Origin of the sequence: Alcanivorax sp. 97CO-5, from assembly GCF_000524665.1 — a bacterium.
Lineage (GTDB): Bacteria > Pseudomonadota > Gammaproteobacteria > Pseudomonadales > Alcanivoracaceae > Alcanivorax > Alcanivorax borkumensis.
The window spans coordinates 29,131-42,598 of the sequence record NZ_KI965908.1 but is presented as its reverse complement, the minus strand read 5'-3'; the positions used below and the strand labels follow the sequence as shown (position 1 = coordinate 42,598).

General features: G+C 52.2%; 12 protein-coding genes and 1 pseudogene. 3 read left to right on the top strand and 10 right to left on the bottom strand.

All coding sequences use genetic code 11. From position 1 onward, the window contains the following. The first annotated feature begins 94 nt into the window (after nt 1-94). Nucleotides 95-553 carry a hypothetical protein gene (locus Y017_RS15355; RefSeq protein ID WP_197017578.1) on the top strand — a complete coding sequence of 153 codons (459 nt, stop codon included), beginning with the start codon at nt 95-97 and terminating at the stop codon, nt 551-553. A gap of 57 nt (nt 554-610) precedes the next feature. Here the strand turns inward: Y017_RS15355 and Y017_RS14330 are convergent. Further along, nucleotides 611-868 (bottom strand): annotated as a pseudogene (locus Y017_RS14330) (secondary thiamine-phosphate synthase enzyme YjbQ); the annotation flags it as partial. Between the two features lie 213 nt (nt 869-1,081). Continuing rightward, the gene (locus Y017_RS14325) at nt 1,082-2,035 is read right to left on the bottom strand and encodes a 2-hydroxyacid dehydrogenase (RefSeq protein WP_035461673.1); all 954 of its coding nucleotides are present in this window, start codon (nt 2,033-2,035) and stop codon (nt 1,082-1,084) included. Nucleotides 2,036-2,070: 35 nt separating this feature from the next. On the opposite strand from Y017_RS14325, the gene Y017_RS14320 reads away from it, so the two are divergent. Next, a complete protein-coding gene (locus Y017_RS14320) occupies nt 2,071-2,739 on the top strand; it encodes a DUF523 domain-containing protein (RefSeq protein ID WP_035461671.1) in 669 nt (222 codons plus the stop codon). 178 nt (nt 2,740-2,917) lie between these two features. On the opposite strand, the gene Y017_RS14315 is transcribed toward Y017_RS14320, so the two are convergent. The 5 genes from Y017_RS14315 to speA all read right to left on the bottom strand — a co-directional run bounded on the left by Y017_RS14315 (nt 2,918) and on the right by speA (nt 8,494). Continuing rightward, nucleotides 2,918-4,447, bottom strand: coding sequence for an NAD(P)/FAD-dependent oxidoreductase (locus Y017_RS14315; RefSeq protein ID WP_035461669.1), 1,530 nt, complete (start codon nt 4,445-4,447; stop codon nt 2,918-2,920). Between the two features lies 1 nt (nt 4,448). After that, the gene (locus tag Y017_RS14310) at nt 4,449-5,297 is read right to left on the bottom strand and encodes an SDR family NAD(P)-dependent oxidoreductase (protein WP_035461667.1); all 849 of its coding nucleotides are present in this window, start codon (nt 5,295-5,297) and stop codon (nt 4,449-4,451) included. A 464-nt stretch (nt 5,298-5,761) separates the two neighbouring features. Continuing rightward, complete coding sequence (locus tag Y017_RS14305; RefSeq protein ID WP_011589669.1) at nt 5,762-6,217, bottom strand: DUF4112 domain-containing protein; 456 nt, start codon at nt 6,215-6,217, stop codon at nt 5,762-5,764. Next, nucleotides 6,217-6,561 carry a Rieske 2Fe-2S domain-containing protein gene (locus tag Y017_RS14300; RefSeq protein WP_011589671.1) on the bottom strand — a complete coding sequence of 115 codons (345 nt, stop codon included), beginning with the start codon at nt 6,559-6,561 and terminating at the stop codon, nt 6,217-6,219. Before Y017_RS14300 ends, Y017_RS14305 begins: the two co-directional genes overlap by 1 nt. A 52-nt stretch (nt 6,562-6,613) precedes the next feature. Beyond that, on the bottom strand, nt 6,614-8,494 hold the full coding sequence (speA, locus tag Y017_RS14295) for a biosynthetic arginine decarboxylase (RefSeq protein ID WP_035461665.1): 1,881 nt from the start codon (nt 8,492-8,494) through the stop codon (nt 6,614-6,616). A gap of 190 nt (nt 8,495-8,684) precedes the next feature. Between speA and speE the strand changes: the two genes are divergently transcribed. Then, nucleotides 8,685-9,545, top strand: coding sequence for a polyamine aminopropyltransferase (gene speE, locus Y017_RS14290; RefSeq protein ID WP_011589673.1), 861 nt, complete (start codon nt 8,685-8,687; stop codon nt 9,543-9,545). Nucleotides 9,546-9,682: 137 nt separating this feature from the next. Here speE and Y017_RS14285 read toward each other — a convergent pair whose 3' ends face one another. Genes Y017_RS14285 through Y017_RS14275 form a run of 3 tightly spaced genes read right to left on the bottom strand, consistent with a single transcriptional unit; the run spans nt 9,683 to nt 13,118 of the window. Continuing rightward, nucleotides 9,683-11,464 carry an AAA family ATPase gene (locus Y017_RS14285; protein ID WP_035461663.1) on the bottom strand — a complete coding sequence of 594 codons (1,782 nt, stop codon included), beginning with the start codon at nt 11,462-11,464 and terminating at the stop codon, nt 9,683-9,685. Continuing rightward, on the bottom strand, nt 11,461-11,943 hold the full coding sequence (locus Y017_RS14280; protein ID WP_197017577.1) for a hypothetical protein: 483 nt from the start codon (nt 11,941-11,943) through the stop codon (nt 11,461-11,463). The genes Y017_RS14285 and Y017_RS14280 overlap by 4 nt, the downstream gene beginning before the upstream one ends. After that, complete coding sequence (locus tag Y017_RS14275; RefSeq protein ID WP_035461660.1) at nt 11,940-13,118, bottom strand: dsDNA nuclease domain-containing protein; 1,179 nt, start codon at nt 13,116-13,118, stop codon at nt 11,940-11,942. The genes Y017_RS14280 and Y017_RS14275 overlap by 4 nt, the downstream gene beginning before the upstream one ends. Between the last annotated feature and the right edge of the window lie 350 nt (nt 13,119-13,468).

The window sequence follows — 13,468 nt, the reverse complement described above, 5'->3', positions numbered from 1 at the left end:
ACCAAGTAGTGAATATATCACCACGGGATATATCGCTCATTTTCCGGTTTTTTGCGGTACGCTTAACCAATCATAAGAAAAAGGGGATGAGCGTATGTGGAGCAGTAAGCAACAAAATCAACTGGAAAGAATCCTGAATCACCCAGGACTTAGATTTAGAAAAGTCAGCAAATACAAGTACCTGCTCTATTACAAAGGCCGTCAATGGTTCCTGTGGCCTCGGTCTGGGCGATACCAGAAGATCTCATCAAACGGTGCAGTATCAGCAATCTTCATGGGTGAACTATCAGATTTCTATCACCGATACCTGACTGAGGAACTTGATTTACCATTAAATTTTGGCAAGACCTGGTCTAAAGATGATGAAGAGGTGCTGTACGACATGATTGAACTGGCCTGTACATGCAGGCAAATGGCCGAAGAGCTAAAACGCCACCCTGCTAGTGTCGCAACGAAACTGGCTAAGTATCTGGATGATGAGAGCCTTCAGAACCAGCTCACTGAAGATATGTATGATGTGCCTGTAAGAGAGCTGATTGACTGGAAAACCTGATGTCCATATAGCCACTACATAACCCGGTACGATAATCCGTGTCTATATAACCCGTACATCCGGCCCTTCCAGAGTGTGCTCATAATACGGCGCGTTCTCCGGCACCATTACATTCAGGTGCCGCTCAAGATCACCGCGCACATCCGGGTCCGCATTTTCATTCACGGTGAGCGATGCAGAAGTGTGCTGAATAAACAGGTGCAGCAAGCCTATCTCTAGCTCAGCCAACTCCGGCAGCTGCTCCAACACTTCACGGGTCACCAAATGGCAGCCACGCCGTTTAGCGGTGAGAGTGATGTTGCTCTGTTTCCACATCGTCGTTCCCTCGCTGGCGGTTAAAAAGCCTTTTGCATGGCCGGCCTGAAAGCCCGCGCAGGCCTTAGACCCTAGCGCCTAATGCTGAACACGACAGACTGTATTTTGACCGCACAGCATTCACAGGCATGCATAAAACCTAAAGGCCAAACCATTGTACTTATCGGTGCCGTCAGTGGCATCCATGCCGAGGCTGCGGGGATCAGCGACAGATCAACACACCACGTTCATTGGCGTACCCGCCTGCCATTGGCGAATATTCTCCACCACACCATTGAGCAACCGTTGCCGGGATTCGCGGGTGCCCCAGGCATTGTGGGGGGTAATCAACAGGTTGGGGATACCGTCCGCCAGCAACGGATGCGCCATCGAAGGCGGCTCGCTGCTGAGCACATCCAACCCGGCCCCGCCAAGTTGCCCACTGCGCAACGCTTGCGCCAATGCAGGCTCATCAATCAACCCGCCGCGGGCGGTGTTTAACAACACTGCGCCGGGTTTCATCTGCGACAAAAACGCCGCGTCCACTAGCTTGTCGGTCTGCGCTGTTAGCGGGCAATGCAGGCTAATCACATCCGCCGCCGGCAACAGCTCCGCCATCGGTACCCGGCCGGGCTGATTGCCCTGGGCCTGAAACGATTCGGCAACCAGCACCTGCATGCCAAACGCCTTTGCCAGCCGGGCAACTTCGCGGCCCAAATCGCCATAACCGATAACCCCGAACGTTTTACCCGACAGCTCCATCATTGGATGGTCAAGCAGGCAGAACTGCGAGGCACGGCTCCACTCCCCGCTACGCACCGCTTCATCGTAGGGAACCAGCCGAGCCGCCAGCGACAACAGCAGGGCCATCGTATGCTGTGCCACCGAGGCGCGCGCATAGCCCGTCACATTGCAAACCGTGATGCCCAGGGCAGAGGCCGCAGCCAAATCCACATTATTGGTACCGGTGGCGCAAATGCAGATAAGCTTAAGGGAAGGACAGGCTTTCAGCGTGGCGGCATCCAAAACGACCTTGTTGGTCACCACCACCTGCGCACCTTCCAGCCTAGCCGCACACTGGTCGGCACGGGTCTGCGGGTAGCACGCCCACGACAACAAAGTGTCGAAGGTGCTGAAGTCCAGCTCACTGGGAACCAGGGTATCGGTATCCAGAAAAACGCCTTGCATAACCTGTCACCGTTGGGGAAGAAGGGAGGCCTGCCATGCTAACGGATTTATTGGAAAAAATGGGCTTCGACCTGCCGCAGCAGGAGTGGCAAAAACCCATCATAGGCGTTAGTGCCTGCCTCACCGGGCAAAAGGTACGCTACGACGGCGACCACAAACACAATGCCATTGTGATCCACCAGCTGGCGCCCTGGTTACGCTTTCGGGAAACCTGCCCGGAGGTGGCCATTGGCCTGCCCGTACCGCGCCCCCCTATTCAGGTGGTGCAACTGGAGGGCCGCCTGCGGGTTCGGGGAGTCGATCAGCCCCAGCAGGATGTGACCGACGCACTGGAAAACGTGGCGGCCACACTGCAACAACCCTTGAGTGGTTTCGTCCTCAAAGCGCGCTCGCCCAGTTGTGGTTACCTGAACACCCCGGTACATAACCCCCAAGGCCAACAAATCGGCATAGCCTCCGGCGCCTTCGCCAATAAGCTCCACCAACACTTCCCGCGCATTGCGCTGGCCAACGAAGAAGACATGGAAAAGCCCGCTTTCCTGCAGGCCTTTGTGCTACAGGCATACTGCTACCACCAGTGGCGCCACAACGATCAGCAAGGCCAATGGTTACATCACATGCAGCAGCAAACCGAGCAGTTGGATGAGCCGCTGCGCAGTGACATGCGCCAGTACCTGGAGCAGCTCAGCCAGGCCATGCATTAAGAGAGTCGCTCAGGCTCTCGTGTTACGCCTTTCAAGCGAATTCAACTTACAAAACCGCACGGTTCATCGGTATGTCGAATTAGGCCGAAGGCCGTCATCCGACTCCACACCGAGAATCGTTTTGGCAAAAAAAACGCACGGCCCTAAAACCGTGCGCTTTTATTTATCCGTACCGTATTCAGGACACCTTGCTCAACACCGCTTCATTGCGGTACGTCACGTCATAATCATCAAGATCAAACACACTCAGCCGTCGCTTCAATTCGGCCAATGACCAAGGCCAGGCCGCGAAGTTGCGGCCGTTCTGGTCCAGGTAATAGCTCTTGCAGCCACCACTATTAAACACCGTACTTTTCAGGTGTTTTTGCACCTTGGCGTTATGCTGTCTGAGCACATCAGAGCGAATGGAAATTTTGCCAATATCGTTGTCCTTCACTTTTTTCAGGCCATCGATAATGTAATCCAGCTGCGCCTCGGCCAGCCCGATAAAGGAGTCGTAGACCAAAACGTTAGGGCCCAGCACCAAAAACGCATTGGGCGTATTTTCCAAGGCCGCGCCCAGATACGCTTCCGGCGACGTGTCTTTCCAAAGGTCCGACAGGCGATCACCATTGGCATTCACCACCTTGCTGCCAATCGGCGGGTGCGACACTTCAAAGCCGGTACCCCAGATAATCACATCCACTTCATGGCGTTCACCGTTGGCCGCGACCACAGTATTGCCATCCACTTCTACCAACCCGTGGGGAATCAGGTGGGTATTGTCTGCCTGCAAAGCCGGGTAGTAATCATTGGCGAACAGCACGCGCTTGCAGCCCAGGGTAAAGTCCGGCGTTACCGCCTTGCGCAAGGCCTTGTCACTAATCTGTAGCCGTAGCAGCTGTTTTGCTGCAGTACTAATGGGCCTCAACACCTTAGGGTTACGCAGGCCAAAGTTAATCACATTCAGCGATCTGGACACCGCATTGCGCCAGCCACGCTGAATCACCGGCAGCACTTCAATCGTCTGTTTGACTCTATCCCCCAGTGGCAGGTCCGGCTTGGGCAGCACCCAAGGCGCCGTGCGCTGGAACACAAACAACTCTTTCACCTTGGGCTGAATCTGCGGCACGAATTGAATGGCTGACGCGCCAGTGCCGATCACCGCCACCCGTTTCCCGGTCAGGTCGTAATCGTGGTTCCACTTGGCGGAATGGAACATTTCCCCGCTGAAGCTTTCCAGCCCAGGGAGCACAGGGGTCTTGGATTCGGTAATCGGCCCGGTGGCAAAAACCACCGTCCGCGCCAAGTGCTCTCCGTTAGAGGTTCCCAACACCCAAAGGTAACGACTTTCATCCCAGGTCGCGCTCTGCAAATTCGTATTGAATTCAATCAGCGGCGTAATATCAAAATTGTCACTCACCTCTTCCAAGTAGCTGAGAATTTCAGGCTGCTTAGCAAACAGGTGGCTCCACTTGCTGCTCAACGCAAATGAATAGGAATACAACGATGACGGAACATCACAACCACAGCCGGGGTAGGTATTTTCCCGCCAGGTGCCCCCCACTCGGTCCGCTCGCTCGATGATTTTGAAATTGTTATAGCCTTCTTTCTTCAGCTTGATCGCGGCGGCAATACCGGAGATACCGGCACCGACAATAAACGAATCATAAATTTTTTCCGCAGGGCCCTTGGCCGCTGAGGGTTTGGTTTTTTTTGCTGCGGCCATGTTATGCCTCCTTGGTGCGAACAAAGCGGTAAGAGAAACTCATGAACTTGGCGTAAAGACGGGGCGACGCCCGCTTCATTATCCAAAACAGTTTGGCGTCCACCTGGGGGGTGGTGTACAGCTCGCCCTTATCCAGGCGGTTCAGGGTCAGCTTGGCCACGCTCTCACTGGTGGTCATGGCGTAGTTCATTAGCGCATGATCCGCCAGCTTGGCGTACCGGTCGGGGATACGGCCATTCTTAATAATATTGGTGGGCACCAGTGTCGGGCACAGCACATTCACCCGAATATTATCCTTGGCCAATTCCGAAAACAGGGTTTCAGACAGGGCACGTACCCCTGCCTTGCTCACGTTATAGGCGCTCATTTCTGGCGCCGCTGTGTACGACGCCGCAGACGCCACATTGATAATGGCGCCGTGCCCCTGCGTCTTGAAACCGGGTACAAAATAATGGCACCCGTTGATCACGCCCCACAGATTCACATGCATGCACCACTGCCAGTCTTCCAGGCTCAGCTCATCGAACTTGCCCCCCAGACCAACGCCGGCGTTGTTGACGACCAGGGTTACCGGGTGCCCCAGCAACGCTGCGGATTTTTCGGCCAAGGCAGCGACCTGCTTGGCATCGCCCACGTCACAGTGAACGGCAAACCCCTTCGCGCCCTGCGCGTTCAGTAACGCCACCGTTTCTTCGGCAGCCTTCAGATTCACATCGGCACAGACCACCGCGCCACCGCGCTTGCCCAGCTCCAGTGCAAAGCTGCGACCGATACCACTACCGGCGCCGGTCACCACCGCATAGGCATTTTTACTGGGCTTGATAAAACGCTGCTTCAAAAAATTCATCATTACGATTATCTCAACAGGTTATGGCGACACGCTCGATTAAACAGGCGCACCGGCAACATCACGCTCGCAGTGTCGGCACCCATGCCTTAATCAGATTCCGCGCCTTAAAGTACACAGTGGCAAGCGCGGCATCGTAAAAAACAGCATCGAGCCCCCTAACATACAAAGTGGAATTCATATGCCAGCGGGAGGCCTGCGGGGGGTTTCCCCGGTTTTCGGCGCGAATGAATTAATGGCACGATAAAGCGAATGCTTGTTCGGGTTCAATTCGGATTGTTATGCCGCTAAGGCCCGGCCCAGCCAGAGAAGAGCGACGAAAGAGGAAAGCGCGACTTTAAAGGCTCTCATAGATAGTAAGCGCAAACAAACAAGGCAGTTTCAGGTCGCCTGATTATGCAGCAGCACCGCCGCTATTAGCGCACCAGGCAGCGCAAAAAAACCGGCGCAGGCGCGCCGGTTATCGATCACAAAATCAGGGTCAGACCGCCAGTAATCACGGCAAATAGCACCGTCAGCCAGACCAGTGTCCACCACGGGAACGGCGGTGGCGGCGGCTCCACTTCCAGCTGCTTTTCCAGGTAGTTTCTCAGCAGCTGGGTGTTACGGGTATTGGCTTTGTAAATCGCATCAAAGGCATCGCCTACCACCGGCAGCAAGCCACCCAAGAAGTCGATGCCCATGTTGCGCAGCATACGCAGCTTCACGCCCTTACTGGCGCCGGCCCGCTGGGCCTCCACCAGCACATAGCTGCCAAGCACTAGGCCTGCCGCATCACCGACTATCGGCACCAAACCAATAATCGCCTCGGCGCCAATTTGAAACTTGGTGAAGGGAATGCCAATACTGCTGTCAGTGAAGCGGCTGAATTTTTCCAACCGCTCCAGCGCGGCTTGCTGCTGCGCCTTGCTCCGATTTGCCATTAGATCTCCACGTACAGCTGGCCGCCTTCTTCCGTTACCGGCCAAGTTTCCAGGGCTTTCTCACCCCGCACCACATTCAGTATTTGCACCCCCGGCGGGAAGTTCGCCCACTCGGTGACGGCACCGGTGCGGATATCAAACTTGGCCCGGTGCAGCGGGCACTGCACACACTGATCTTTAAGAATTTTGCCTTTGCCCAGCGACACAAACATATGGCTACAACGGGCCTGAGTGGCATAGAAGCCATCACTCAGGTGGTACACCACCAGCTTGGTGTCCCCCGCCTTCATGGCGCGGCTTTGTCCTTCCGGTAAATCTTGGCTGGCACAGAGTTCATAACGCATGGTGGTCTCCTTGCTGGCTGAGAATCAGTAATGAGTTGACCGTTCAACTCAATCATTCCAAATAGGTATACCCGCCCAACCCTTCGCGTACCAGTTCGATGAAGCCATCTTGTTCCGCTGCGCTTAAATGCGCTTGGCGACAATGCTGCTCCAAAGACGCCAACAGCCGGTCCGGGTCGTAATTCACGTAGCGTAACACCGAGCTCACCGTATCGCCTTGAATGGCGTGGTCCAGCACGATATTGCCCTGCGCATCCACATCCACATCCACGGAATCCGTATCCCCGAACAAGTTATGCATGTCGCCAAGGATTTCCTGGTAAGCGCCCACCATAAAAATGCCCAGGTGGCCGTTGAGCTGTTCCGGCAGCGGCAGGGTGGCTTCCACCCCTTCACCATCCACAAACTGGTCGATGCGGCCATCGGAATCACAGGTAATGTCCTGAATCACCGCACGGCGGGTCGCCGGTTTATCCAAACCGGAGAGCGGCAACACAGGGAACACTTGATTAATGCCCCACACATCCGGCACCGATTGGAACACTGAGAAATTCACGAACAACTTGTCCGCCAGGGTTTCGTTAAGGCTATCCAGCAGCGCCCGCTGCTGTTTGCGCAACGGATTCAGGCGGCCACGCAACGCCAGCAGGCAGTTGATGTATAACTGCTCGCCCCGCGCCCGCGCCGCCAGCCCTAACTCGCCTGCAATATAGCGCTGGTGAATATCCTGCCAGGCGCCGGCCACTTCCGAGAAGCGTTCCAGCAGGTTGCCCGGCTCGCCGGCCAACACCTGTTGCAGGCCCCACAGCTGCTGCAGCTCCGGCGCATCATGCTCGGTGGGTGCATCCACCGCCACCGGCGCCATCTGTTCCTGATCGGTGATATTCACCAGCAACACTGCATGGTGGGCGGTCAGCGCGCGGCCGGATTCGGAAATAATATGCGGCTCCGGCACGCCGTGCTCCGCACATTGCTGTTGCAGGGTCTGCACAATATGGCGGGCGTAATCGGCCACCCCATAATTCATGGAGCAGTAAGAACGAGAATGGGTGCCTTCATAGTCCACCCCCAGGCCGCCGCCCACATCCACGGTTTCCACCGCCGCGCCCAAGGCGCGCATCTCGGTGTAGTAACGGGCCGCTTCGCGCATGCCCGCTTTAATGTCCTGAATATTGGCCACCTGGGAGCCCAAGTGAAAATGCAGCAGCTTCACGCAGTCCAGCCGCCCGGCGGCGCGGCAATGCTCAATGGCCGCCATCAGCTGCGGCGCACTCAAACCAAACTTGGATTTTTCACCGCCGGTGTTCTGCCAGTTACCCTTGCTGATACTCATCAGCCGCACCCGCAGGCCAATGCGCGGCGACACCCCCAGTTCATCGGCCAGTGCCAGCAGCGCCGGCAGCTCGGAGGTTTTTTCCACCACGATCTGCACATGGAACCCCAGCTTTTCGCCCATCAACGCCAAACGCAGGTATTCCGCATCCTTGTAGCCATTGCAGACAATGGTGTCGCCGGGGTTAGACAATGCCAGCACTGCCAACAGCTCGGGCTTGGAACCGGCTTCCAGCCCTACCCGCTCGCCGTCATCGCGGGCACGGAGGATTTCGTGCACCACCCGGCGCTGCTGGTTCACCTTAATCGGGTACACCGGCGTGTAGTCACCCTGATACTGGTGCCCCTCGATAGCCTCCCGAAAGGCGCCCGCCAGCAGCTTCACCCGTTGGCGCAAAATGCCAGAGAAGCGCGCCAGCACCGGCGCCCGCAGGCCAGCCGCCCGGCAGCTTTCCAGCACCGCTTCCAGCGTGGCTTGGCCGCCTTGCTCGCCATTGGGGCGCACACACAGCTGGCCCTGGCCGTCGATACGGAAGTAACTGTCGCCCCAACGATCCACGTTATAGATATCGCTGGCGGGTACGGGAGAGTTATCGGTCATTGCGGGTCCTGAAAAAACGCCTGCACGCAACACGCGGGCAGGCCATCATGCGGTTAATGGTCGCCATTATGCCTGCCGGAAGGCCGCGCTAGCACCCATTTTTCATGCTTTCACAGGAGCCGTTCTGGTCTTACAATCGCCCCTATTGTCCACCACGGAGCCCGCCCGCTCCCAGCCACCGGAATCGCCCATGAGCAGCACCACAAAAAACTGGTTTTACGAGCACTTCGACTCCGCTGGCACCGCCTTCGGCCTGCGCCTGAAACAAAAACTGGAAGAAGTACAAACCGAGTACCAGCACATTGAGATGTGGGAAACCGACACCTTCGGTTACCTGATGACCATCGATGGCGCCACCATGCTTTCCACCCGCGACAACTTTCTCTACCACGAGATGATGTCGCACCCGGTACTGTTCAGCCATGCCAGCCCAAAGCGTGTCATCATTATTGGTGGCGGCGACTGCGGCACCCTGCGTGAAGTGCTGCGCCATCCGAGCGTGGAAAAAGCCACCCAGATCGACATCGACGAAATGGTCACCCGCTATTCCGAGAAATACTTCCCAGAATTGTGCGAGTCCAACGATGACAGCCGTGCCGAGCTATTGTTCGAAGATGGCGTGCAATACATGCGCAACTGTGAAGACGGCAGCGTGGACGTGATCATCGTCGATTCCACTGACCCGGTGGGCCCGGCGGAAGGTTTGTTCAAAGCCGACTTCTTCCGCGATTGCCACCGCGTGCTGGCCGACGGCGGCATCATCGTGCAGCAATCTGAATCCCCGCTGCTGCACAGCGACACCATCATTAAAGACCTGCATACCAACATGCGCGAAGCGGGCTTCACCACCACCCAAACCCTGCCCTTCCCGCAGCCGGTGTACCCCAGCGGCTGGTGGAGCTGCACCCTGGCGGGCAAGAACACCGACGTGAGCCGCTTCCGCGAAGCCGATGCCACCGGCAAAGGGTTTGATACCCGCTACTATTCAGCGGCGATTCATAAAGGGGCGTTGGTAATGCCACCGTTTATGGAAGCGGCAATTAAGCGCTGAGTTGAACGTTAAAAAAATGCCCTTGTCTTCGCTGGAAGCAAGGGCATTATTTAGATATATCGACCGATAAGGACCAGAAGCGCACGGGGAAAGACCTGACCCTCACGTTTTCGCGAACCTGCGCCCCCCTTCGTCACTTATTCTGGCCAGGCACCACCAATTACACCTAAATACATTGGCTGTTCAAAGCCAGGAAACTCAGGCTTCCATTCAATGTCACCCTCTGCTGCGTTGTAATGATACTCTGTAGTAGAGAAAACAATTTGGGCTCGATTATCTTTACAGATTTTTTTTAACCTAGTGATAAATGCTGCAAAATCTTTAGTTTCGATATCATGCTGCCGCGGCGTATCAAATATCAAAAATTCAATAGAGGCACACCCCATAGAAATGAACAGCTCAAAGAAGGCAGCTCTGAGAGCAAGAACTGTTCGCAAAAGGGTACTGCCGCTGAATTGTGATAATTTCTCCCTTCCAAAAATAACATTAAAATCAGCATCTACAGCAATGTTTCTAGAAACATTTTTGGTACTAAGCACATCCAGCCATTCAATGATCTTCTTGCGATAGGCATTTTTGAATTCGAAAATTCTTATATCGCTCGATCTAGCGCCGCCTTCAAAAGACGAAATATCGCCTTGAAGACCTCTTCGCCTATTCAATAGCTGTACGTAACATTTTTTCTCGGACTCAATCCTCCCCATTACTTCTTTTTTGTGTTGCCGGTCAATAATAGATCGCGTCAAGGAACTTATTGCCGATATCAAAGAGGCTGTTTGCGAATCATTCCCTTCTTTTGTAAAATTCGATTCGAGCGATGCGATTTCTTCATCAATTTTTCTTAACCTAGATGAATATTCTTCCACTCTGATCTTTTGAAACCCGCTATTTCTATCTAAATCTTTTATTTGATCGCGAAGGTAAAGTAAATTTTTTCCGTAGGAATCGGAGCTGGAGATGAAAAGTCCACAACCTGGGGAGGCACAAACTTCCTTAAAAGAACTAAAAAGTCGACGGGACTCTTCATTAAGAGACAAAGTATTGATCTCTATTTCAATTTCTCCCTTTATCTTATTAAACCCTGATATCCGACTTTCTATATCTTTTATTGAAGCAGAGAGATTCAGCCGCTCATTTTTTTTATCACGAATTAGTCTTTTCAAAATATAATCTGCATCGTTCGTAGCATCGAAACTATTACGGAGTTCTTCCAATTCACATCTCAACCGCTCCAGCTCATCTTCTAGTTCTGCAACGGAAACACTATCAACACCAGACTCCTCTTCGAGTTTTTGGATAAACCCTTCAGTGTTAACAATTTTAATATTTATCAAATCAAGATCTTTTTTCTTTTCTATAAGTAAACGCTTTGCCTCAAACGAATGCTTTGGCGCAATTCCAATTCCCAATCTTATCATCTCGGCGTACTGGTCTTTTATGAAACTACTTGGAGGCTTGTAAGCACTCGTATAACCAGCATCTTGATCTATGTAAAAGAGGGGCAAAAATGTCGATATATATGGATAAGCGGGCTCGTTCTTATTGCTTGTTAGCGCGATAGGCGAGAGTCCGAGTCGCAAAAAAAGGTACTCGGAAACCTCATATTCTTTGTAAAAGATATGCTTTTCGTTAGAACTTTGCTCTGATACCTCTATGTGAAAACTATTAGAAAAAGACCTATCGAAAGTGAGCAAACTCCCTTCATGTTCTACAGTGAGCCTGACTGACGAACATTTCGCCATAATATCGTCCCTGTATCGAACAGGGTACCCAAGCGCGTAGGCAATCGAATGAATGACAGGCGTTTTCCCTGCCCCGTTCGGACCATATAGCTGGGTAATATCACTAGCAAAAACAAGATCCTTAGAACCCCAGCCATCCCTCCCAGAAGGATAAATTTTTAATTCAACCAGTTTCATTCCAAGTCCATTACAATTTGTTTTTCTATTTGCAAATCAAAATAATTCCTTTCGATCACCTGAAGTGTATAACTGAGGTCTGATTGAACGTCTAATGCTTTTGATATGATCTTCCTCCCAAACTCAGTAGCTTTAATGCGGGAATCATGGCGGTCTACATCGACAAGGCTTACTGTCTCAAGAAAGGTTAGTGCCTTGACCGTCCGCATCCTAAGATTTGCCGACCATCCCAAGTGCTGGGATGAACCTTTAAATCCTGAGAACGTACGCTCAAAACACTCACCAATCAGCTGGCCTATCTCATCGGACTTCGGTTTGCGGCGCGTTTTGGATAACAATAGAATAGTCATTGCCAGAAGTGGGAGATGAAAAAGCGCCTCATTACTTAGCCGATGAGTTGCTGATCCGCCAAGTTCATCTAGAGACAGCCCAATTTCTTTTTCAGATGCTTCCTGAAAGAATTCTTCGTAATCCATCACGCAGCCCCCCTAACTAGAAATGAGAAAACAGCGCCAAGAAGAAGCTCACGATTAAGAGTGGAAGATAAGTTGTCATCATCCAAAGATGACAACACATTATCAATTCTATTTCGAAGAATTGGCAGTTTTTCTCCAGATCTAACCCACTCAGCAGCATTGCTTTCTATTTCTTCAAGAATAATATTCAGATCAAAATCAGGGATAGTATGACGCTTATCCCTAAACCATATATCCCATCGAACCTTACAGTCAGACACGAACTCTATCATCCGCTCTGACGCACCGGCCTTACTCATCAACCTATGAATAATAGAGGCATTCTTGATCGCTTGTGAGTCGCCACTATCTCTTAAGCTCTGATATGCTGCTTTGGAAATACTCAAAATATCTAGCATTTCAGAAAGACTAATACCGGCTATATCATCAAGCTCCTCTTCTCCGATTTCCTCCAATAGCTTCCCAAACGATTTTCGCTCAACAAGAGATATAAGACTATTAAGTATTTCCTCGCACTCTGAACGCTGTAAATCTATTTCGCTGTATTGATAAATAGTTTCTCTTGCCTCGGAGAAGAATCTATCATCGTGCGGATTTAAATAGGGAATATTAGATTTAATCTGAAGCTTTTTAATGCGATCTATAATCTTCTGATCTTCTATTGGCGCTTCCGGGGTTAGGGCTTCATTAAAACTCTCAATCAACAACTTGTAATAACTGTTATCGCCACAACCCTGTATTGCATCGCGCAACCCCTCTAAATCGTCATTCAGATGAACATTCGTGAGAAAAACGACGTTCCCACAGGATTTTTCAAATCTGATAGTGTGGATGAGGAGCCTTCCAAGGTAGCTTTCCGTTATCTTGAAAGGCTCGCATGTCTTAGCCCCTTTTCTTATCCCTAAGACATCATTTACAGACCATTGGTAATTCAACTTACCCTTGGTTTTGACCTGAAAGAAATTATAAACATAGTTCCCGCTTACATTGAGGCGAGAAACGAAATCGTCCTGGTAATCACAGTATACTCGGTCTAGCGCCTCACCCTCCAACAAAGACAAGCACTCGAAAGCCGCTCCGCGAAACTGAGCTTGATAACGTGCAATAGTTTCCCGTCCAGCATTCTCCCGCGGCTCAATTTCATGAAGTTTTGTACCACCGCTATTTTTTCCAGCCACACTCAACTTCCTTCAGGGAATATTATTTTCTTGAAAATACACATTCCTTAATCCTCTCCTTTATTCTTAAGAGCATTTAGTATGAGCACCGCATAACATCACGACCGTGATTGGGGAGAGCTATTGCCCAATGCACGCTGCGCCAGAGAAGAGAAGCCAGCCGCAGGCCAGCATAAAGATAAGCAGACAGGCATCCCTTTCCCCGATTCGCTTTCGCAGGCCGTGCCACCCTGGCTGGCCGATTTTCATTTGTGATCCTATTTTGAATCTACACAATCCATCCCCACAAATAAATGCACATGAGGAAAAGTCTGTTTACGGCTTACACTCCGCGTTGACGGCGACGGTGG